The 22,221-nt window shown below is 59.7% G+C and carries 22 protein-coding genes and 1 tRNA gene; 2 read left to right on the top strand and 21 right to left on the bottom strand.

Annotated elements, in window-relative coordinates; translation table 11 throughout:
* Window positions 1-329 precede the first annotated feature (329 nt).
* The 21 genes from KAQ61_RS02480 to rpsO form a co-directional block, all read right to left on the bottom strand.
* Window positions 330-797 (bottom strand): DUF1178 family protein, encoded by a 468-nt coding sequence (locus tag KAQ61_RS02480; RefSeq protein WP_210930384.1) that lies wholly within the window; start codon window positions 795-797, stop codon window positions 330-332.
* Window positions 798-874: 77 nt separating this feature from the next.
* Window positions 875-1,186, bottom strand: coding sequence for a DUF2818 family protein (locus KAQ61_RS02475; RefSeq protein ID WP_045267266.1), 312 nt, complete (start codon window positions 1,184-1,186; stop codon window positions 875-877).
* 15 nt (window positions 1,187-1,201) lie between these two features.
* The gene (gene nuoN / locus KAQ61_RS02470) at window positions 1,202-2,695 is read right to left on the bottom strand and encodes an NADH-quinone oxidoreductase subunit NuoN (protein WP_210930383.1); all 1,494 of its coding nucleotides are present in this window, start codon (window positions 2,693-2,695) and stop codon (window positions 1,202-1,204) included.
* Between the two features lie 23 nt (window positions 2,696-2,718).
* On the bottom strand, window positions 2,719-4,194 hold the full coding sequence (locus KAQ61_RS02465; RefSeq protein WP_210930382.1) for an NADH-quinone oxidoreductase subunit M: 1,476 nt from the start codon (window positions 4,192-4,194) through the stop codon (window positions 2,719-2,721).
* Window positions 4,195-4,207: 13 nt separating this feature from the next.
* Window positions 4,208-6,244, bottom strand: a complete 2,037-nt coding sequence (gene nuoL / locus KAQ61_RS02460) for an NADH-quinone oxidoreductase subunit L (protein ID WP_210930381.1) — start codon at window positions 6,242-6,244, stop codon at window positions 4,208-4,210.
* Window positions 6,245-6,272: 28 nt separating this feature from the next.
* Window positions 6,273-6,581 (bottom strand): NADH-quinone oxidoreductase subunit NuoK, encoded by a 309-nt coding sequence (gene nuoK, locus KAQ61_RS02455; protein WP_042418761.1) that lies wholly within the window; start codon window positions 6,579-6,581, stop codon window positions 6,273-6,275.
* Complete coding sequence (locus KAQ61_RS02450; RefSeq protein ID WP_042418763.1) at window positions 6,578-7,249, bottom strand: NADH-quinone oxidoreductase subunit J; 672 nt, start codon at window positions 7,247-7,249, stop codon at window positions 6,578-6,580. Before KAQ61_RS02450 ends, nuoK begins: the two co-directional genes overlap by 4 nt.
* A gap of 30 nt (window positions 7,250-7,279) precedes the next feature.
* The gene (gene nuoI, locus KAQ61_RS02445; RefSeq protein ID WP_042418767.1) at window positions 7,280-7,789 is read right to left on the bottom strand and encodes an NADH-quinone oxidoreductase subunit NuoI; all 510 of its coding nucleotides are present in this window, start codon (window positions 7,787-7,789) and stop codon (window positions 7,280-7,282) included.
* A 12-nt stretch (window positions 7,790-7,801) separates the two neighbouring features.
* Window positions 7,802-8,878: an NADH-quinone oxidoreductase subunit NuoH gene (gene nuoH / locus KAQ61_RS02440; RefSeq protein ID WP_043379284.1), complete on the bottom strand. Its 1,077-nt coding sequence runs from the start codon at window positions 8,876-8,878 to the stop codon at window positions 7,802-7,804.
* On the bottom strand, window positions 8,875-10,995 hold the full coding sequence (gene nuoG / locus KAQ61_RS02435) for an NADH-quinone oxidoreductase subunit NuoG (RefSeq protein WP_210930380.1): 2,121 nt from the start codon (window positions 10,993-10,995) through the stop codon (window positions 8,875-8,877). The genes nuoH and nuoG overlap by 4 nt, the downstream gene beginning before the upstream one ends.
* Before the next feature lie 20 nt (window positions 10,996-11,015).
* Complete coding sequence (nuoF, locus tag KAQ61_RS02430; protein WP_154163732.1) at window positions 11,016-12,389, bottom strand: NADH-quinone oxidoreductase subunit NuoF; 1,374 nt, start codon at window positions 12,387-12,389, stop codon at window positions 11,016-11,018.
* On the bottom strand, window positions 12,386-12,877 hold the full coding sequence (nuoE, locus tag KAQ61_RS02425; protein ID WP_043379270.1) for an NADH-quinone oxidoreductase subunit NuoE: 492 nt from the start codon (window positions 12,875-12,877) through the stop codon (window positions 12,386-12,388). Before nuoE ends, nuoF begins: the two co-directional genes overlap by 4 nt.
* On the bottom strand, window positions 12,874-14,127 hold the full coding sequence (locus tag KAQ61_RS02420) for an NADH-quinone oxidoreductase subunit D (RefSeq protein ID WP_042418784.1): 1,254 nt from the start codon (window positions 14,125-14,127) through the stop codon (window positions 12,874-12,876). The genes nuoE and KAQ61_RS02420 overlap by 4 nt, the downstream gene beginning before the upstream one ends.
* Before the next feature lie 30 nt (window positions 14,128-14,157).
* The gene (locus KAQ61_RS02415; protein WP_210930379.1) at window positions 14,158-14,766 is read right to left on the bottom strand and encodes an NADH-quinone oxidoreductase subunit C; all 609 of its coding nucleotides are present in this window, start codon (window positions 14,764-14,766) and stop codon (window positions 14,158-14,160) included.
* A gap of 12 nt (window positions 14,767-14,778) precedes the next feature.
* Window positions 14,779-15,258: a NuoB/complex I 20 kDa subunit family protein gene (locus tag KAQ61_RS02410; RefSeq protein WP_042418791.1), complete on the bottom strand. Its 480-nt coding sequence runs from the start codon at window positions 15,256-15,258 to the stop codon at window positions 14,779-14,781.
* A gap of 31 nt (window positions 15,259-15,289) precedes the next feature.
* On the bottom strand, window positions 15,290-15,649 hold the full coding sequence (locus tag KAQ61_RS02405) for an NADH-quinone oxidoreductase subunit A (RefSeq protein WP_042418811.1): 360 nt from the start codon (window positions 15,647-15,649) through the stop codon (window positions 15,290-15,292).
* A gap of 72 nt (window positions 15,650-15,721) precedes the next feature.
* A tRNA-Leu gene (locus KAQ61_RS02400) sits at window positions 15,722-15,806 on the bottom strand.
* A gap of 126 nt (window positions 15,807-15,932) precedes the next feature.
* Complete coding sequence (gene secG, locus KAQ61_RS02395; RefSeq protein WP_210930378.1) at window positions 15,933-16,298, bottom strand: preprotein translocase subunit SecG; 366 nt, start codon at window positions 16,296-16,298, stop codon at window positions 15,933-15,935.
* A 35-nt stretch (window positions 16,299-16,333) separates the two neighbouring features.
* A complete protein-coding gene (gene tpiA / locus KAQ61_RS02390; RefSeq protein WP_210930377.1) occupies window positions 16,334-17,080 on the bottom strand; it encodes a triose-phosphate isomerase in 747 nt (248 codons plus the stop codon).
* Window positions 17,081-17,280: 200 nt separating this feature from the next.
* Window positions 17,281-19,503 (bottom strand): polyribonucleotide nucleotidyltransferase, encoded by a 2,223-nt coding sequence (pnp, locus tag KAQ61_RS02385; RefSeq protein WP_210930376.1) that lies wholly within the window; start codon window positions 19,501-19,503, stop codon window positions 17,281-17,283.
* A gap of 227 nt (window positions 19,504-19,730) precedes the next feature.
* Window positions 19,731-19,997 carry a 30S ribosomal protein S15 gene (gene rpsO, locus KAQ61_RS02380; protein WP_042418801.1) on the bottom strand — a complete coding sequence of 89 codons (267 nt, stop codon included), beginning with the start codon at window positions 19,995-19,997 and terminating at the stop codon, window positions 19,731-19,733.
* A gap of 573 nt (window positions 19,998-20,570) precedes the next feature.
* Here rpsO and pilV point away from each other — a divergent pair.
* Window positions 20,571-21,197, top strand: a complete 627-nt coding sequence (gene pilV, locus KAQ61_RS02375) for a type IV pilus modification protein PilV (protein WP_210930375.1) — start codon at window positions 20,571-20,573, stop codon at window positions 21,195-21,197.
* Window positions 21,198-21,200: 3 nt separating this feature from the next.
* Window positions 21,201-22,211 (top strand): PilW family protein, encoded by a 1,011-nt coding sequence (locus KAQ61_RS02370; RefSeq protein WP_045267275.1) that lies wholly within the window; start codon window positions 21,201-21,203, stop codon window positions 22,209-22,211.
* Window positions 22,212-22,221: the final 10 nt, after the last annotated feature.

Genomic DNA, 22,221 nt, shown 5'->3' with positions numbered 1-22,221 from the left:
TAAGACTTACAACCTAAGCACTTACCCTATCCCAAGTCCATCGCATTTTTCACCCTTACTCTGCGTGCCTTTTACCAAAAGCACACACTCACTTCCGCGCAGATTGGGTTGTCGCCCAATTCTGGCAATGGCAGCTTTTTGTAAGCTTTGTTGATGCAGCCCAGGGTGACGGCACGGGGTGCTGAATGAAAACAGGAGCGGTTCGCGCCTGTCTGCAGCGCATTTCACTATCCAGCAGCAGTACAACGCTTTAATAGCAAGCGCTAAGCGCTCACTTTTTTGATCAACCCAGATAGGACGCCACGGCCAGGCCGGCGTTCCGCCGGCACTTATTGCAAGGTCTGCTTGCTGCCCTTGGGCAAGGCCAGGGGCAGCACTGGCACACCCTCTTCCAGCAGCTCCAGGGCCTGCTGGGGCGTGGCCTGGCCACGGATGGGGCGCTCGGGCTCTTCGCCCTTGTGCATGCGCAGGGCTTCATCGGCGAAGCGATCGCCCACGTCCTCGGTCTTTTCCACGATCTTGCGCGAGGCTTCCAGCCATGCTGCCTGCAAGGCATGCAGCTTGCGCTGGTGCTCCTGCACCGGGGCAGCCGCGGTGCGTGGCGCCGGCACAGCCGCTGCAAGCGGCTGCGCGCCCAGGTTCAGGCGCGGGGCGCTCAGGCCCTTGGTGATCTCTTGGCTGCCACACATCGGACACTCCAGCAAGCCACGGTCCAGCTGGCGGCGGAAATCCTCTTCCGAGCCAAACCAGCCTTCAAACACATGGTCCTGGGTGCAGCGCAGGTCAAACACCTTCATGGTGCAAACAAACAAAAAGAGCGGGCCAAAGAAAAAAGGCAGAGTCGCAACCCTGCCTTGTGTGCGTAGCGCGCAGTTTAGCGGCTGCGGCGTTTGGTGAGGTAGCGCCAGACAAAGCCCGGAAAGGCCAGTGTCAGAAACAGCGTGGCGGTGATGGCGTAGAACTCCCAGCCCTGGGGATAGATCTGCCCGGCACGGCGCTCCAGCAACAAGGCTACGCCACCGACCACGAAGTACAGCAGCACCAGCTCGGCCAGACGTCCCCACAGGGGCTTGCGATGGGCCGCTGCCACAGGGCCGGCCACCAGCCAGCGCTCGTTCATAAAAGGCAAATTGGCGGCCACCAGGGCCGCCAAGATGATTAACCAGATGGAAGCAGTTTGAGTCACGCTTCACATTATGGGTCAGGATGCCAGGGCGCGAACCACGGCATCGGCGCACAGCGCCATCAAACCACCAGGAACAATGCCCAAGATCAAGACCAGGGCACCATTCACGGTCAGCACCGCGCGCACATCCCAGGGGGCGGACACGGTGGTGGCGGTCAAAGGCTTGTCAAAGTACATGACCTTGACCACGCGCAGGTAGTAGAAGGCGCCGATCAGCGACATGACCACGGCGAAGATGGCCAAGCCAATGTAGAAGCTGTCCCCCGAAGCCACCAGTGCCTGCAGCACCGACAGCTTGGCATAGAAGCCCACCAGCGGAGGGATACCGGCCATGGAGAACAGGCAGGCGGCCATGATGCCGGCGTACAGCGGGCTGCGCTGGTTCAGACCGGCCAGGTCGGCGATCTCTTCGCTTTCGAAGCCTTCACGCGACAGCAGCAGGATCACACCGAAGGTGGCCAAGGTAGTCAGCACATAGGTCACCACGTAGAACATGGACGACCCATAGGCGTTGGCCGCACGGGCCGGATCCACTTCACCGCCGATCACACCCGACAGCAGACCCAGCAGCACAAAGCCCATCTGCGCGATGGTCGAGTACGCCAGCATGCGCTTGAGGTTGGTCTGCGCGATGGCCGCCAGGTTACCCACCAGCAGCGAGCCAATCGCCATCACCGCCAGCATTTGCTGCCAGTCGAACGCCAGGGGCAGCATGCCGTCCACCAGCAGGCGGATCACCAGGGCAAAGGCCGCCAGCTTGGGCGCGCCACCGATCAGCGCGGTGATGGCCGTCGGCGCACCGTGGTAGACGTCAGGCACCCACATGTGGAAGGGCGCAGCGCCCAGCTTGAACGCCAGACCGGCCACCACGAACACCAGACCGAAGACCAGCACCTGGTGCTTGAGTTCGCCAGAGCTGATGGCCTTGAAGATCTCGCCAATGTCCAGCGAACCGGTCGCACCGTAGACCATGGACAGGCCATACAGCAGGAAACCCGATGCCAGCGAACCCAGCACGAAGTACTTCATGGCCGCTTCGGTCGCAGGCGCGTGGTCGCGGCGCAGGGCCACCAGGGCGTAGCTGGCCAGAGTCAGCAGCTCCAGGCCCAGGTAGACCAGCAGCAGGTTGTTGGCGCTGATCATGATGAACATGCCCAGCAACGCAAAGGTCGACAGGCTGAACAGCTCACCGCCGCGCAACATGTCGCGGTCTGCGGCATAAGGGCGTGCATACACCAGGGTCACCATCATCGCCACGGTGGCAAAGCACTTGAGCCAGTTGCCCATGGCGTCGGAGACCACCATGTTGCCCCAGCCGTAGAAGGTGTTGCCGCTGGCCGCGTAGTTGGCCTGCATGATGGCCACCACGGCCAGCGTCAACATGGTCAGCACATAGGTGCCGGTGCGGCGAGCGCTTTTCACGCTCAGGTCCACCAAGGTAATCACGCATCCCATGACCAGGAGCACGATCTCGGGGTAGATCGAAAGCCAGCTGATGTTGTCAATCATCTCAATCTCTCAGTTCAGTCTGGTCAGGGAAGCTTGGATTGGGCCACGTGCTGCAACAGCTGCGCCACCGAAGGATCCATCACATCCGTGAAGGGCTTGGGGTACAGACCCATGTACAGGACCGCCACAGCCAGGATGCCCAGGATCAAGAACTCACGGCAGTTGATGTCCTGCAGTTCCTTCACATGGTCATTGCCCACGGGCCCCAGGTACACGCGCTTGTACATCCACAGGGTGTAGGCCGCACCGAAGATCAGTGCGGTGGCGGCCAGCAGGCCCACCCAGAAGTTGAACTTCACGGCGCCCAGGATCACCATCCACTCGCCCACAAAACCAGCGGTGGCTGGCAGACCGCAGTTGGCCATAGCGAACAGCAGGGCAAAGGCCGCGAACTTGGGCATGGTGTTGACCACGCCGCCATAGGCCGCGATGTCGCGCGAGTGCACACGGTCGTACAGCACGCCGATGCACAGGAACATGGCGCCCGAGACAAAGCCGTGGGCAATCATCTGCACGATACCGCCGGACACGCCCAGGTCGTTGAAGATGAAGAAGCCCAGGGTCACAAAGCCCATGTGCGCCACGGACGAATAAGCCACCAACTTCTTCATGTCCTTTTGCACCAGGGCGACCATGCCCACGTAGACCACGGCGATCAGCGACAGCGCAATCATCAGCCAGGCCCATTCGCGCGAGGCGTCAGGAGCAATCGGCAGCGAGAAGCGCAGGAAACCGTAGGCGCCCAGCTTCAGCATGATGGCCGCCAGCACGGCAGAACCGCCAGTGGGCGCTTCCACGTGCACGTCGGGCAACCAAGTGTGTACCGGGAACATGGGCACCTTCACGGCAAACGCCGCGAAGAAGGCAAAGAACACCAGGGTCTGGGGCAAGGAGCCCAGGGGCAGCTTGTGCCAGGTCTGGATGTCAAAGCTGCCACCCGAGACGTTGTACAGGTAGATGATGGCCACCAGGGTGAGCAGCGAGCCCATCAGGGTGTACAGGAAGAACTTGAACGCCGCGTAGATCTTGTTGGGGCCGCCCCAGATACCGATGATCAGGTACATCGGGATCAGGGTGGCTTCGAAGAACACGTAGAACAGCAAGCCGTCCAGGGCCGCAAACACGCCGATCATCAGGCCCGACAGCACCAGGAACGCGCCCATGTACTGGTTCACGCGCTCGGTGATGCTTTCCCACGAGGCCAGCACTACGATCACGGTGATGAAGGCCGTCAGCGGCACGAACCAGAAGGACAGACCGTCCAGGCCCAGATGGTAGTGGATATTGAAACGCTCAATCCACAGCACCTTCTCGACGAATTGCATCTGCGCCGAGGAGGTGTCAAAGCCCGTGAGCAGCGGAATGGTCACCGCCAGCCCCAGCAAGGAGCCGATCAGTGCCACCCAGCGCACGCCACGCGCGCAGTTGTCGCGGCCGAAGGCCAGCAACAGGACACCAAAGACGATGGGTGTCCAGATGGAAAGACTCAACAAACCCATTTTTGTTCTTCCCTTACTTGTTGAGCCACACGAAGTACGTCATGAGCAGGAAGATGCCCAGGATCATGACCAACGCGTAGTGATAGATGTAACCCGACTGGAACCAGCGGACCACGGCAGCGATCTTGCCAACCAGCTTCCAGGAACCATTCACGACAGCACCATCAATGATGGCCTGGTCGCCCACCTTCCAGAAGGCGGTACCGAAGGCGCGCGAACCACGTGCGAAGATGTTTTCGTACACCCAGTCCACACCGTACTTGCCTTCCAGCACCTGGTACAGGCCGATCTTCTTGGACAAGGCCATGATGGCGGCAGGAATCTCTGGCTTGACCATGTAGAAGAGGTAGGACACCACCACACCGGCCAGAGCCAGCCAGAACGGAGCGGTCTGGAAGCCATGCAGCGCCATGGGCAGCCAACCATGGATCTTCTCGGCCAGCTCGGTCATCGCGGGGTGCTTGGCGGCGTCGACATAGATCACGCCCTTGAAGAAGTCGCCGAACAGCATGGGCATCAGCGCGATGGCACCGATCACCACCGAAGGAATGGCCAGCAGCACCAGCGGTGCCGTCACCACCCAAGGCGATTCGTGCGGCTTGGCATCGTGACCATGGCCGTGATCGTCATGACCATGGTGGTCATCGTGGTGGGCATCCGGATTCTGGTCGTAGCGCTCTTTACCGTGGAACACGATGAAGTACAGACGGAACGAATAGAACGCGGTGATGAACACACCGGCCAGTACGGCAAAGTTCGCAAAACCGGAGGCGGGCAGGTTCGAGGCATGCACGGCTTCGATGATCGCGTCCTTCGAGTAAAAGCCCGAGAAGAACGGCGTACCGATCAGTGCCAGGTTGCCCAACAGGAACGTGATCCAGGTGATGGGCATGTACTTACGCACGCCACCCATCCAGCGGATGTCCTGGTTGTGGTGCATGCCCATGATCACAGAACCGGCTCCGAGGAACAGCAAGGCCTTGAAGAAGGCGTGCGTCATCAGGTGGAACGTGGCCACGGAGTAGGCCGACACACCCAGTGCAATCGTCATGTACCCCAGCTGCGAGAGCGTGGAATACGCAATCACGCGCTTGATGTCGTTCTGGATGATGCCCAGGATACCCATGAACAGGGCCGTGATGGAACCGATCACCAAGATGAAGTTCAACGCCACATCCGACAGCTCATACAGCGGCGACATGCGCGAAACCATGAAGATACCGGCCGTCACCATGGTCGCCGCGTGAATCAGGGCGGAGATGGGGGTAGGGCCTTCCATGGAGTCTGGCAGCCAGGCGTGCAGCGGGAACTGCGCAGACTTGCCCATGGCACCGATGAACAGGCAGATGCCGATCACGGTCACCAGCAGCCAGCCTGTGCCAGGCATGGTGGCCTGTTGCAGCTCTGGCAACTTGGCAAAGATTTCGCCGTAGTTCAGCGTGCCCGTGTAGGCCGCAATCAAACCGATGCCCAGGATGAAGCCGAAGTCACCCACACGGTTGACCAAGAAGGCCTTCATGTTGGCGAAGATGGCCGATTCCTTCTTGAAGTAGAAACCGATCAGCAGGTAGGACACCAGGCCCACAGCCTCCCAGCCGAAGAACAGCTGCAGCAGGTTGTTGCTCATCACCAGCATCAGCATGGAGAAGGTGAACAGCGAGATGTAGGAGAAGAAACGGTTGTAGCCGTCGTCTTCTTCCATGTAGCCCATGGTGTAGATGTGCACCATCAGCGACACGAAGGTCACCACGCACATCATCATGGCGGTGATGGAGTCGATCAGGAAACCGACCTCCATCTTCAGACCGCCGACCACCATCCATTCATAGATGGTCTGATCAAAGCGTGCGCCCTCGGAAACCACTGCCTGGAAGGTCAGTGCCGACAGGATGAAGGAAACCAGCACGCCCAGGATGGTGAGCGAGTGGCTGACTCCGCGACCGAACTTGTTGCCACCAAATGCGGTGCCGAATATGCCCGCCAGGACAGAACCGGCCAGCGGAGCCAGCGGTACCGCCAGGAGCATGGATGCAGAAAGTGTTTGACTCATTCTTCAGAACCTTGCAAATACCGGTGCCTCAACCCTTGAGGGTGTCGAGATCTTCCGCATTGATACTGGACTTGTTACGGAACAGCAGCACCAGGATGGCCAAGCCAATCGCCGATTCCGCGGCCGCAACCGTCAGGATGAAGAACACAAACACTTGACCGTGCATGTCACCCAGGTAGTGGGAGAAGGCCACGAAGTTGGTGTTGACCGCCAAAAGCATCAGTTCGATGCACATCAGTAAGACGATCAGGTTTTTCCGGTTCAGGAAAATACCGATCACCGAGATGGCGAACAGCATCGCTCCCAGCGTCAGAAAGTGCCCTAGTGTGAGCGTCATTTTTTCTCCTCCACGGCCGTCTCACCCTCGGCAGCCGCAGCCACCGGGGCCTTGGTGGCCTCCATCTTCACCAGGCTGATGCGGTCTTGCGCACGCACTCGCACCTGGATTGCAGGGTTGATCGCTTTGTTGGTGTCCTTGCGCTTACGCATGGTCAGGGCAATCGCGGTGATCATGGCCACCAGCAGCAGGATGGCGGCGATTTCCACGGGGTACAGGTACTGGGTGTACAGCAGACGACCCAGGGCCTGGGTGTTGGAGTATGGCAGCACCTCACCCTGCTTGTTCAGCAGCTCGGCCACCGGCTTGGCCTCGTCCACGGTGCCAAAACCTGCCATCAGGACCAGGGCCATCTCCAGCGCCACCACGGCACCGACAAACGCCGCGACCGGGAAATGCTTCCAGAAGCCTTGGCGCACACGGTCGATGCGGATGTCCAGCATCATCACCACGAACATGAAGAGCACCATCACGGCGCCCAGGTAGACCACCACCAGGGCAATACCCAGGAACTCCGCCTTCAGCATCAACCAGATACCAGCGGCTTGCGAGAAGGCCAGAATCAGGTTGAGCACGGCGTGCACCGGGTTGCGCGATGTAATGACTCGGAAGGCTGCAAACAGCATCACCGCCGAGAAGAGATAGAAGAAACCAGTTTTGGCGTCCATGATTCGAATCTTTCTGGATCAGGAGCCGCTTTAGCGGTACTTGGCATCCGCTGCCTTGGCAGCAGCGATGTCGGCTTCGTAGCGATCACCCACAGCCAGCAACATGTCCTTGGTGAAGTACAGGTCGCCACGCTTTTCACCGTGGTATTCGAAGATCTGTGTTTCCACGATCGAATCGACCGGGCAACTTTCTTCGCAGAAACCGCAGAAGATGCACTTGGTCAAATCGATGTCGTAGCGCGTGGTGCGGCGCGAACCGTCATCCCGCACGTCCGACTCGATCGTGATCGCCATCGCGGGGCAGACGGCCTCGCACAGTTTGCAGGCGATGCAGCGCTCTTCACCGTTGTCATAACGGCGCAATGCGTGCAGCCCACGGAAACGTGGCGACAGAGGGGTTTTTTCTTCGGGGAATTGGATGGTCACATGGGGCGAAAACGCCTTGCGACCTGTCAGGGCCATGCCCTTGAACAGTTCCACGAGCATGAAGCTCTTGAAGAAGTCCTTGATAGAGAAAGGTGTAGCAGCAACAGCAGCCATTGGTGTCCCCGCTTAATTCCAAATATTCCAAGGCGAGTGCAACCATGCACCCACGATGACCAGCCACACCAGGGTGACAGGGATGAAGATCTTCCAGCCGAGACGCATGATCTGGTCATAGCGGAAGCGCGGGAACGTGGCACGGATCCACACAAAGCAGGTGACCACGAACGCGGTCTTGGCCGCCAACCAGATCCAGCCAGGAATGAAGCCCAGGGCTTCTACGGGTGGCAACCAACCGCCGAGGAACATGATCACGGCCAGGATCGAGACGAGCCACATACTGGCGTATTCCGCCAGGAAGAAGATCGCAAAGCCCATGCCCGAGTACTCGACCATGTGGCCGGCCACGATTTCCGACTCGCCTTCCACCACGTCAAACGGCGCGCGGTTGGTTTCTGCCACACCCGAGATCAGGTAGACCAGGAAGATCGGCAGCAGGGGCAGCCAGTTCCAGGACAGGAAGCTCAGGCCCATGTCGGCAAACTGACCTTGACCCTGGCTGAGCACCACTTGCGTCAGGTTCATGCTGCCGGTGACCATGATGACCACCAGGAAGCAGAAGCCCATGGCGATTTCGTAGCTCACCATCTGTGCTGAAGCACGCAGCGCGCCCAGGAAGGCGTACTTGGAGTTGGAGGCCCAGCCTGCAATGATCACGCCATACACTTCGATCGAAGTGATCGCCATGATCAGCAAGATGCCGGCATTGACGTTGGCCAAGGCAACTTCAGGGCCGAAAGGCACCGCCACCCACGCCGCCAAGGCGGGCATGATGGCCATCACAGGGCCGACGTAGAACAGCCCCTTAGATGCCACCGTGGGCATGATCAGTTCCTTGGTCAACAACTTCAGGCCGTCGGCCATCGGCTGCAGCAAGCCCCAGGGCCCCACACGGTTGGGGCCTGGACGAACCTGGATCCACCCCAGGAATTTGCGCTCCCACAGGGTCAGGTAGGCCACCGCAATCATCAGCGGGGCCACGATGGCGATAATGCCCAGCAAAATCCAGATGACAGGCCATGCGGCATCGGTCCACCACGCTGCCTCGATCAGGCCTGCGCCTGCCGTCTTGAGTGCGTCAATCATGCAGCACCTCCCTCACGTGCCTGGCGCGCATCGGCTGTCAGTTGCAGCGACGTCGCGCGGCGGACAATGCTGTCCAGTTGATAGATGCTTGCCACAGCCGGCTCAGTGACCGCACCGCCAAACACTTGCGCAGCCGCTTGGGTCGCATTGCTCAGCGCCTGGGCTGGCACTTCGCTGGTGGCCGCGCCAATCGCGGTGGCCAGTACATCCTGCGAGGATTCGTAATCCACGCCTTGGACACCCAACAGATTGGCCAAGACACGCAGCACCTTCCAGGCGGGGCGGGTTTCGGCCAAAGGCTTCACCACGGCGTGGAAGCTTTGCACACGGCCCTCGGCGTTCACGAAGGTGCCCGAGGTTTCGGTGAACGGTGCAATCGGCAGCAGCACGTCGCTGACGTCCAGGTTGGCCTTGAACGGGCTCAAGGTCACCACCATTTCCGACTTGTTCAGGCCTTGCAGAGCTTGCTGGCCAGCAGCAGTGTCGAATGCAGGCTCGGTGTTCAGCAGGATCGCGGCCTTCAGGCCACCTGCCACCATTTGTGCCGCATTCAGACCATTGGACTGAGGTTGTGCCTTCACCCACTGCGCACCCACGGTGTTGGCAGCCTCAGTCAGGTAACCCACGGTGGCACCGGTTTGCTCCGCGATCCAGTTGGCCAGGGCCAGCAATTCGGCGGCTTGTGCATGGTGTGCGGCAGCGTTGCCCAGCAACACGGCCTTGCGCTCACCCGCCAACAGGGCCTGGGCAATCGCCTGGGCTTCTGCGTTGGCCTGTGCTGCCACGGGTGCTTGCACGCCCTTGGCCTGTGCCACCGCTGCGGCCACATCGGCCAGAGCCTGTGCCCAGTCTTGCGCAGCCACCACCGATGCGCTGACGGGCATGGCCCAGTCGTACACCTGTGCATTCAGCGCAAACACCTGCCCACCCTTCTTGGCAGCCTGGCGAATGCGTTGTGCGAACAAGGGGTGGTCCTTACGCAGGTTAGAACCCACGACCAGCACAGCTTGCAGCTCGGACAACGCCGCAATCGATGTGCCCAGCCAACGCACGCCTTCGGCAGCGTTGAACTGTGCATGGCGCAGACGCCAGTCGATATTGTCGCTACCGATGCCACGCAGCAACTGGCCTGTCAGGAACAGCTCTTCGAGTGTGCTGTGGGGGCTCACCAAGGCGCCAATGCTTTGTGCACCGTGCTGTTCCTTGATTTGCTTCAGGCCGTTGGCCACGTATTCCAACGCGGTTTGCCAGTCAACCGTCTTCCATGCACCGCCCTGCTTGATCATGGGCTGTGTCAGGCGTTCTTCGCTGTTCAGGGCTTCGTAAGAGAAGCGATCGCGGTCGGCAATCCAGCACTCGTTGATGGCTTCGTTCTCGAAGGGCACGACGCGCATCACCTTGTGGTTCTTCACCTGGACGATCAGATTGGCACCGGTGGAATCATGCGGCGACACCGACTTGCGGCGCGACAGTTCCCAAGTACGGGCGCTGTAGCGGAAGGGCTTGCTGGTCAACGCACCCACAGGGCACAGATCAATCATGTTGCCCGACAGCTCGGAGTCCACGGTATCGCCCACCACGGTGGTGATCTCCGAGTGCTCGCCGCGGTTGACCATGCCCAGCTCCATGACGCCGGCCACTTCCTGGCCAAAACGCACACAGCGGGTGCAGTGGATGCAGCGGCTCATCTCTTCCATCGAGATCAGGGGACCCACATCCTTGTGGGCCACCACGCGCTTTTCTTCTTCGTAGCGCGAACCGGTACCGCCATAGCCGACCGCCAGATCTTGCAGCTGGCACTCACCGCCTTGGTCGCAGATCGGGCAATCCAAGGGGTGGTTGATCAGCAGAAACTCCATGACCGACTGCTGGGCCTTGATGGCCTTGTCGCTCTTGGTGCGCACGATCATGCCTTGCGTGACAGGGGTCGCGCAGGCCGGCAGGGGTTTGGGGGCCTTTTCCACTTCCACCAAACACATGCGGCAGTTGGCAGCAATGGAAAGTTTCTTGTGGTAGCAAAAGTGCGGAATGTAGGTGCCTGCTCGCTCGGCCGCATGCATAACCATGCTGCCAGGAGCAACCTCCACCTTCTTGCCGTCTAGTTCAATTTCAACCATATGTCTCTCGCCTCTCGCGATCAGGCAGCTGTAGAGCCCGACTTCGCAGCCGCGGCAATCTTGGCTTCAAACTCGTGGCGGAAATGCTTGATCATGGCGCGTACGGGCATGGCAGCCGCGTCGCCCAGCGCACAAATCGTGCGGCCCATGATGTTCACGGATACGGAATCCAGCAGTTCAATGTCTTCGGGACGGCCTTCGCCTTCCTGAATACGCTTGACCACGCGCCACAGCCAACCTGTGCCTTCGCGGCAAGGTGTGCACTGGCCACAGGACTCGTGCTGATAGAAGTACGAGAGGCGCAGCAGGCTTTCCACCATGTCACGCGAATCGTCCATCACGATCACAGCGCCCGAACCCAGCATGGAACCAGCCTTGGAGATGGAGTCGTAGTCCATCGTGCACCCCATGATGATGTCAGCGGGCAGCACGGGCGAAGAAGAACCACCTGGGATCACAGCCTTGAGCTTGCGACCTGTGCGCACGCCACCAGCCAGTTCGAGCAGCTTGCTGAAAGGTGTCCCCATGGGCACTTCGTAGTTACCGGGCAGATTCACGTCGCCGCTGACCGAGAAAATCTTGGTGCCACCGTTGTTGGGCTTGCCGCATTCCAAGTAGGCATTGCCACCGTTGCGGATGATCCATGGCACCGCGGCAAATGTCTCGGTGTTGTTGATCGTGGTGGGCTTGCCATACAGGCCGAAGCTGGCAGGGAATGGTGGCTTGAAGCGGGGTTGCCCCTTCTTGCCTTCCAGCGACTCCAGCAACGCCGTTTCTTCGCCACAGATGTAAGCGCCAAAACCATGGTGACCATGCAGCTGGAAGCTGAAGTTCGAACCCATGATGTTGTCGCCCAGAAAACCTGCGGCGCGCGCTTCTTCCAGCGCCGCTTCAAAGCGCTCGTAGGCCTGAAAAATTTCACCGTGGATGTAGTTGTAGCCCACGTTGATGCCCATCGCATAGGCTGCAATCGCCATGCCTTCGATCACGATGTGGGGGTTGTGCATCAGGATTTCGCGGTCCTTGCACGTGCCTGGTTCACCCTCGTCCGAGTTGCAGACCAGGTATTTCTGGCCTGGGAACTGGCGGGGCATGAAGCTCCACTTCAGACCCGAGGGGAAGCCTGCACCACCACGACCGCGCAGTGCCGACTCCTTGACCGTGGCAATCACCTCGTCCTGGGTCAGGCCGGGACCGCCATCTTGGCCCAGGATCTTGCGCAGGGCCTGGTAGCCACCACGGGCTTCGTAATCTTTGAGGGTCCAGTTCTTGCCGTTCAAATCCTTGTAGATCTGGGGCTCGATGTGGCGACCGTGAAAGCAGGTTTCGCTGCCCGACGCGGCGAATTTGGCCAGCACATCGTTGGCGGCAGGGTTGTTCAAGATGGTCGTCATGCCTTGCCCTCCGCTGCACGCAGGCCGTCCACCAACTCGTCCAGCCTCTCATTGCTCATGAAGCTGCACATGCAACGGTCGTTCACCAGCATCACCGGGGAATCAGCGCAAGCGCCCAGGCACTCCGACTGTTGCAGAGTGAACATGCCGTCCGGCGTGGTCTCACCCATCTTAATGCCGAGCTTGGCTTCCAGATGGTGCAATGCCTTGTAGCCATCGCGCAGTTGGCAGGGCAAGTTGGTGCACACGTTCAACTTGTACTTGCCTACGGGCTTTTGGTTGTACATGTTGTAGAAGGTCGTGACTTCATGCACGGCAATCTGCGGCATGTCCAGCACTTCGGCAATCACTGCCTCGCTCTCAGGCGTGACCCAGCCCAGTTCTTGCTGGGCAATCGACAGGCAGGCCATCACCGCGGACTGCTTTTGGTCGGCCGGGTACTTGGCCACTTCACGCGCAAAGCGCGCTTTGGTCGCTTCAGTAATCATCGGTCAATCTCTCCGAACACGATATCCATGGTGCCGATCACGGCCACCACGTCGGACAGCATGTGGCCGCTGACCACTTCGTCCATCATCGCCAAGTGGGCGAAGCCGGGGGCACGAATCTTCAGGCGATAAGGCTTATTGGCACCATCGCTCACCAGGTAGATACCAAACTCCCCCTTGGGGTGCTCCACCGCCGCATAGGCTTCACCTTCAGGCACCTTGAAACCTTCGGTGAACAGCTTGAAATGGTGAATCAGTGACTCCATGTTGGACTTCATGTCCTCACGGGCAGGCGGCGCCACCTTGTGGTTCTCGGTAATAACCGGACCTGGATTGGCACGCAGCCACTTCACACACTGCTTGATCAGCTCGTTCGACTGGCGCATTTCTGCGACGCGCACCAGGTAACGGTCGTAACAATCGCCGGTCTTGCCCACTGGGACATCAAAGTCCAGCTCACCATAGACTTCGTACGGCTGTTTTTTGCGCAGATCCCAGGCAATCCCGGATCCGCGCAGCATGGGACCGGTAAAGCCCATGTTCAGCGCACGCTCTGGAGTCACCACGCCAATGCCCACCATGCGCTGCTTCCAGATGCGGTTTTCGGTGAGCAGGTATTCATACTCATCCACACACTTGGGGAAGCGGTTGGTGAAGTCTTCGATGAAGTCCAGCAACGAGCCTTGGCGATTGGCATTCAGCTTCTCAATGCCCTTGGCATTGCGCACCTTGCTGGCCTTGAACTGGGGCATGGTGTCGGGCAGATCACGATAGACACCACCAGGACGGAAGTAGGCAGCGTGCATGCGGGCGCCAGATACGGCCTCGTACATGTCGAACAGGTCTTCGCGCTCACGGAAGGTCCACATCAGCACGGTGGATGCACCGCAGTCCATGCCGTTGGAGCCCAGCCACATCAGGTGGTTCAGCAGGCGCGTGATCTCACTGAACATCACACGGATGTACTGCGCGCGCTTGGGCACCTCAATGCCCAGCAGCTTTTCGATCGCCAAGCAGTAGGCGTGCTCATTGCACATCATGGACACGTAATCCAGTCGGTCCATGTAGGGCAGCGACTGGATGTAGGTCTTGTGCTCGGCCAGTTTTTCAGTGGCGCGGTGCAGCAGACCCACGTGCGGATCGGCACGCTGGACCACTTCACCGTCCAGCTCCAACACCAAGCGCAGCACACCGTGCGCGGCAGGGTGCTGGGGTCCGAAGTTGATGGAATAGTTTTTGATTTCAGCCATGGTTGTCAACCGGCAGACGCAATGCGTCTGTCAGTGCAGTCCTCCGTAGTTCTCCTCACGGATGATGCGCGGCGTGATCTCACGTGGCTCAATCGTGACAGGTTGATAGACCACGCGGCGTTGCTCGGTGTCATAGGTCATCTCCACGTGACCGGACAGCGGGAAGTCCTTGCGGAAGGGGTGACCGATAAAACCATAGTCGGTCAGGATGCGGCGCAGGTCGGTGTGGCCTTCGAAGACGATGCCATACAGGTCAAACGCTTCACGCTCGTACCAATTGGCACTGCTCCAGAGCTCGCACACCGAGGCCATCATCGGGAAGTCATCGTCTGCACACAGTGCACGCACGCGCACACGCTGGTTCAGGCTGACCGACAACAGGTGCGACACCACGACAAAACGTGCACCCTCCACACCAGTTTCCTGGTAGGTCGAATAGTCAACACCACACAGGTCGATCAGTTGCTCAAACTGACAACCGGGTGTGTCGCGCAGCTTGCGCATGACATCCAAGTAGTGCACGGCAGCGACTTCAACCGTCACCTCGCCATGCTTGGCGGTGACATTGCGCGCCTGGTCTCCCAATGCGGTCGCCACCAGATCCCGAAGTGCTTCGGGCTGAATTGCAAATGCGGACATCCTCTCGGCTCCTTAAACGCGGGCGATGGTGTTCGTGCGGCGGATTTTCTGCTGCAGCTGGATGATGCCGTAGATCAGCGCTTCGGCCGTGGGCGGACAGCCAGGCACGTAGACATCCACAGGGACAATCCGGTCACAGCCACGCACCACCGAATAGCTGTAGTGGTAGTAGCCACCACCATTGGCGCACGACCCCATCGACAGCACCCAACGGGGCTCCGACATCTGGTCATACACCTTGCGCAGCGCGGGGGCCATCTTGTTGCACAGCGTTCCCGCCACAATCATCAGGTCCGACTGGCGCGGCGAGGGGCGGAAGACTTCCGCACCAAAACGTGCCAAGTCGTAGCGCGCGGCCGCAGCGTGCATCATCTCCACGGCGCAGCAAGCCAGACCAAATGTCATCGGCCAGATAGAACCGGTCTTGGCCCAGTTCACCACGGCGTCATAGCTCGTGGTGACGAAGCCTTCCTTCATCACGCCTTCAATCATCGTGCTTCCTTTTTTGAGGATTACGTAGTGCTTATTCCCAATCCAGAGCGCCCTTTTTCCATTCGTAGGCAAAACCCACGACAAGGACGGTCAGGAAGATGAGAACAGCAACGAAACCAGTCATACCCACGTCTTGCAGCGCAACGGCCCAAGGCAACAGGAATGCGATTTCCAGGTCAAACAGGATGAAGAGAATGGCGATCAGGTAGAAGCGCACATCAAACTTCATGCGTGCATCTTCAAAGGCCTCAAAACCGCACTCATAGGGAGAGTTTTTGGCCGCATCCGGGCGATTGGGGCCCAGCACATAGCCAAGAGCGAGAGGAACGACTCCCACTGCGATGCCCACCATAATGAAAAGCAGGACGGGGAGATATTGATCGAGGTTCATGTGAGGTCGCGTTTTCCGCTTGTTGACCTTGCCCTCGACCACTGCCTGATCATGGGCAGGCTGTATTTATGATGGTGCCGTCGGCGAGACTCGAACTCGCACAGCTTTCGCCACTACCCCCTCAAGATAGCGTGTCTACCAATTTCACCACGACGGCTTGTAAGTCTCAACTGCTTGGTTCGCATGAGGAGCCCCCTCTAACTGGGCTATCGCTTGCCAAGCAATCCTCGGATTTTAGCCTGAAAAATGCTGCAACACAGCATTCGTCAGGCGTTTGATCCAATTATTTGGCGGGAATCTGATCCACGCCTTGGACAGGTGCTGTAGGCACGGTGCTGTCGACAGCAGGGGCTGCTGGCGCCGTCACGGCCGCGGGCACACTCTCCAACACACTCCCGGTGCTGGCAGGGCGGGCATTGCCCAGGTACGCCAGCACCAGAGTCGCCACAAAGAACACCGTGGCCAGCACCGCGGTGCTGCGCGACAGGAAGTTGGCACTCCCGCTGGCACCAAACAGGCTCCCCGAAGTTCCGCTGCCAAAAGCCGCCCCCATGTCCGCACCCTTGCCGTGTTGGATCAAGATCAGGCCAATCATGGCCAGGGCCGACAACATCTGCACAGCCAAAATCAATGTCGCAAATGCGCTCATTCCCACTCCTCAGTTAAATACCTTCAGCCAACCTATTAGTTGGCCGCCGCAACGATCTGCAAAAAGTCTGCCGCCTTGAGCGATGCACCACCCACCAGACCACCATCAATGTCCGCCTGCGCCAGCAACTGCGACGCATTCGCGGCATTCATGCTGCCGCCGTAGAGCAGCGGCACACGGTCGGCGTGCTCGGTCGCTGCTGCCAGCTGCGCACGCAACACGGCGTGCACAGCCTGAGCCTGCTCAGGCGAAGCGGTCTTGCCCGTGCCAATGGCCCACACCGGCTCGTACGCCACCACCAGCTCACTCACGCAATGCCCGACCTGGTGGATCACTGCCGCCAATTGGCGCTTGACCACCTGTTCGGTATGACCGGCTTCACGCTCTTCCAGGGTCTCACCCACGCAGACGATGGGCGTGATGCCCTTGGCCAGCGCAGCCTGCGCCTTGGCCGCCACGACAGCGTCGGTCTCGGCGTGGTACTGGCGGCGCTCGGAATGCCCCACCAGGGCATAACGCACGCCGAAGTCCTGCAGCATCGCCGCCGACACCTCGCCGGTGTAGGCACCCTTGTCGTGCTGGGACACATCCTGCGCAGCCAGCGCCACACCAGATCCCTGCACCAGTGCCTGCACCTGGGCCAGGTAGGCAGCCGGCACAGCCACACCCACCCCGCAGTTCAGCGGGGATGGCAACCCCTGGACCAGCGCCGACACCAAGTCGGCATTGGCCGACAGGCTGCCATTCATCTTCCAGTTGCCAACAATCAGTTTCTTCTTCATGGGGTCACAACATCATCAAGATGGAATTGATCACTGCCTTGAAAAGCCCTGCACCACTGCAACTTGACACAAAAAGGATTTAAGCCAAAAACGACTTAAATCCTTATGCAGCAAGCGCAAGCAGCTCACTTCTCAATAGCAGCACCATGCCCTGCCAAACCAGCCCGACAGGTCATGGCACTTGCCATAAAGCCGAGGCTTTATTGCTGCTGTTGTTGCTGCTCGGCACCGGTCTGCTCGCCGCGGGGCGCACGTGGCTCGCGGGGAGCACGGGGTTCACGCGACTGGCGCTCTGCAGGGGCAGGACGCTCGCCACGCTGCTCACCGGCAGGGCGGTCCAGCAGCGCCTTCATCGACAGCTTGACGCGGCCCTTGTCGTCGGTCTCCAGCACCTTGACCTTGACCACTTGGCCTTCTTGCAGGTAGTCGGTGACCTTCTCCACGCGTTCGTGCGCGATCTGGCTGATGTGCAGCAGGCCATCCTTGCCAGGCAGCAGATTCACCAGCGCGCCGAATTCCAGGATCTTGACGATGGGGCCTTCGTAGACCTTGCCGATTTCCACTTCGGCCGTAATCTCTTCGATGCGCTTCTTCGCCGACTCGGCCTTGTCGCCATCGGTGGCGGCAATCGTGATGGTGCCGTCTTCCTCGATGTTGATCTGGGTGCCGGTTTCTTCGGTCAGCGCACGGATGGTGGCGCCGCCCTTACCGATCACGTCACGGATCTTCTCGGGGTTGATCTTCATGGTGAACAGCTTGGGCGCGAAGGACGACACTTCGGTCTTGGCTTCGCCCATGGCTTCCTGCATCTTGCCCAGAATGTGCATGCGCGCTTCCTTGGCTTGGGCCAGGGCCACTTGCATGATTTCCTTGGTGATGCCCTGGATCTTGATGTCCATCTGCAGGGCCGTGATACCAGCGGTCGTGCCCGCCACCTTGAAGTCCATGTCGCCCAGGTGATCTTCGTCACCCAGGATGTCGGTCAGCACGGCGAAACGGTTGTCTTCCTTGATCAGACCCATGGCGATACCGGCCACGTGCGCCTTCATGGGCACGCCGGCGTCCATCATCGACAGGCAGCCACCGCACACCGAGGCCATCGACGAAGAGCCGTTGGATTCGGTGATTTCCGACACCACGCGGATGGTGTAGGGGAATTCTTCCTTGGTGGGCAGGCAAGCGGCCAGGGCGCGCTTGGCCAGACGGCCGTGGCCGATTTCGCGGCGCTTGGTCGAACCCATGCGACCCACTTCGCCGGTGGCAAAGGGAGGCATGTTGTAGTGGAACAGGAAGGTGTCTTCGAATTCACCGGCCAGCGCGTCGATGCGCTGTGCATCACGCTCGGTACCCAGCGTGGTCACCACCAGCGCCTGGGTTTCACCGCGTGTGAACAGGGCCGAACCGTGGGTGCGGGGCAGCACGGAGTTGCGGATTTCGATGGGGCGCACGGTGCGGGTGTCGCGACCGTCGATGCGGGGCTCGCCGGCCAAGATCTGGCTGCGCACGATGCGGGCTTCGATGTCGAACAACATGCCTTCGACCTTGACGCCGTCAAACTCCACACCCTGGGCTGTCAGGCCGGCCTTCACCGCTGCATACGCTTCGCGGCAAGCCTGGGTGCGCACTTGCTTGTTGCGCTGCTGGTAGGCTGCGCGCAGGGCAGCTTCGCCCAGCTCGGCCACCTTGGCGATCAGGGCTTCGTCCTTGGCAGGCGCAGTCCAGTCCCACACCGGCTTGCCGCCTTCGCGCACCAGCTCATGGATGGCGTCAATGGCGATCTTGCCTTGCTCGTGGCCGAACACCACGGCGCCCAGCATCACTTCTTCGGGCAGTTGCTGCGCTTCGGATTCCACCATCAGCACGGCCGCTTCGGTACCTGCGACCACCAGGTCCATCAGCGAATTCTTGCGCTGGGTCTGGCCGGGGTTCAGCACGTATTCGCCGTTGATGTAACCCACGCGGGCGGCACCGATGGGGCCGTTGAACGGGATGCCCGAGACCGACAGGGCCGCGGACACGGCAATCATGGCGGCAATGTCGGCATCCACTTCGGGGTTCAACGAGATGGTGTGGATCACCACATGCACGTCGTTGTAGAAACCTTCGGGAAACAGGGGGCGGATGGGACGGTCGATCAGACGGCTGGTCAGGGTCTCCAGCTCGGAAGGCTTGGCTTCGCGCTTGAAGAAGCTGCCGGGGATCTTGCCGGCGGCATAAGTCTTCTCGATGTAGTCGACGGTCAGGGGGAAGAAGTCCTGGCCGGCCTTGGCCTGCTTGGAACCCACCACGGTGGCCAGCACCACGGTGTCGTCGATGTTCACCAGCACCGCGCCGGAAGCCTGGCGGGCGATTTCACCGGTTTCCATGGTGACCGTGTGCTGGCCCCATTGGAAAGTCTTGGTCACTTTGTTGAACATGGTCATGTATGTACTCCTATTGAAATAGCTGGATGCGCTCATCCAGCAATGACTTGGAGGCTAAACAGAACACGATGCCATTCCACAAGCGCGCTTACAGCTATAAAAACTCAAGCACTCAGCCACAAACACGGTGGTGGAATGACACAGCTTCGCTCTGTCTCAGCAAACTCCAAAGTAAAAAACGCCTGAGCTAGGCCATCTAACTCAGGCGTTTCGATCTTGCACTGTGCTTACTTGCGCAGGCCCAGCTTGGCAATCAAGGCGGTGTAGCGGTCCGCATCCTTGGACTTCAGGTAGTCCAGCAGCTTGCGACGACGGCTCACCATGCGCAGCAGACCGCGACGACCGTGGTGGTCCTTGGCGTTGGCCTTGAAGTGGGGAGTCAGTTCGTTGATGCGAGCTGTCAGCAGTGCAACTTGCACTTCTGGGCTACCGGTGTCGTTTTCGGAACGAGCGTTGGCCTTAACAACTTCAGCCTTTTTGGAGGCAGCGATCATTTTGATTTCCTTGTCTACGGCGCCCCTTGCGAGCCGCCTTGGTTACTTGCGCCACGGGCTGGAAGGGCCTGTGGCGTGCGTCTTGCACCATGCAAAACTTGCGAATTATAACCCAAGCGGCTTTTGCGGCCAATCGGTATCATTTCAGCAGCCAATGGCAGGACTGCACAAGAAAGTGACGACCACCACAATGCCTGTCATCTCCCTTTTATCAGAAGGCTCCATGCTCCGCCTGCCACCCTCTCGCTCATACATCCGCGGTTGACCACATGTATCCTGCTGCTGTCGCTGCTGGATTTCACTGCTCTTCGTACACGCCAAGCCCTACGACAATCGCGCAGCTACTGAAACTCCCTCCCCAAAGAAAAAGAACAACAAGCCGACGATCAAGCCTTCGCGCAACAACTCGGAAGAGGCCCGTACCGAGAGGTAGCACCGACTGATGCGGACCTGCAAGGGCGACACTAGCAGTCGCTGTGTATCTCCGCCCAGCGGTCATATGGCGCCGATGACCGGCTGTCTGCCTGCGTTTCATTTTTTTACCATGCGAAAGCCACACCCTCAGGTTCTCCCATGCGCAACCTTGCCCCGTATCCACTGAACCAAACTACAGCAGGCTTTACCCTGTTAGAGGTACTGGTTGCAATCATCATTCTGAGCTTTGGTGTGCTGGGCGCCGTCGGTTTGCAAGCCAGCTCCTTGCAGGCCAACCGTGAAGCACGTTTGCAATCCACCGGGTTGCGGCTGGCAGAAGAACTGGCCGAGATGATGCGAAGCAATCACACCATTGCCATCAAAACCGCCGCCGCAGACAACCCCTACATTTACAGCGCCACCAGCACCCTGACTAATCCCAACTGCGGCCTGCCAACGGCCAGCACAGCCAGTTGCGGCAGCGCATTGGCCATTGCCCAACGCGATATGCGGGAATGGTTGTTCCGGGTGCTCAACGAATTGCCTGGAGCGAGAGTGGTGGTCTGCCGGGATGCCACCCCTTATGAATCGTCGACCGGCTTGCCCCAATGGACATGCAGCAATACCGGCGACACCTTTGCCATCAAGATCGGCTGGACACGGGCCAACACCTTGCGTGGCGCCACAGGCACCGATGCCACCGCAACGGGTACAACCAACTCAGGGGCGTTTGACAAGGCCCTGCGCCCCGCCGTCATCCTGCCCCTTATTCCCGGAAGTGCGTGAACCATGCAGACGCAACCCTTCTCGCGCCAACGTGGCCTTACGCTGGTTGAACTCCTGGTCGCCGTAGCGCTGGCTTCCTTGGTTGCCATCGCTGCGGTGGCGTCGCTCATCGTCGCACGCCAAGGCTTCACCTCCGTGGACACCGCCACTCAATTGCGCGACAACGGCCGGTTTGCCGCCGGCCTTATGCGCCGCATCATCCTGCAGGGTGGTTATGTCAGCACCCAGTACGCGATTGATCGCTCGCATCAGTTCAAGCTAGACGCCACCGCTCCGGAACCCTATATCAAGGGCTTCAACAATGCGAGGTACGTCCAAAGCTTGGCGATAGGCACCACCAATACAGTGGGCAGTTCCGCGAGAGGAATTAACAATAGCGACATGCTGGTCGTGCGCTATCAGAGCGGCCAAACCATCACTGGCGGTGTTACCGATGCAGCCATGATCAATTGCAGTGGAGCCACTGCCACGGCCCCCGTGAACGTGGGCGATCGCATGTTCAGCGCATTCCACATCGCGACCAGCACAACAACTGGCGAGCCCACATTGATGTGTACATGGTTCAACGACTCAGGAACCGAAAGCAGGCAGCCCTTGATTGAAGGCGTGGAGAGCTTGCAGATTCTTTATGGCACTTATGGCGTCACACCCAACACAGCACCAACAGCCCTTGCAGCCAATACCTTGACACCTCCGCCGGACCGCTATCTGCGCGCTGACCAACTGGTGGTATCCGGCGACGATGCGGCCACCATTGCCAACTGGGAGCGTGTGCGTTCCGTGCGCATTGGCCTGGTGTTGCGCGGCCCCACCGGCTCCGCCCCTGAAACCACTGTTCCTGCCCAATATCCTTTTGGCAAGACCAAGCAGTCTGGCGATGCCAGCAGCGTGCCCGACAGCATGATGGCGAGCACCGACGATCCCGGCAGCAGCTTGGCGGCCCAGTCAGACGGGCGACTGCGGCAAACCCTGACCTTTACCGTGCATCTGCGCAACCCGCAGGACGCACTCTGAAGACCGCTAT

This window comes from Comamonas aquatica (assembly GCF_018064205.1).
GTDB classification, from domain to species: domain Bacteria; phylum Pseudomonadota; class Gammaproteobacteria; order Burkholderiales; family Burkholderiaceae_C; genus Comamonas; species Comamonas aquatica.
This window is presented reverse-complemented; position numbering and strand designations above follow the sequence as displayed.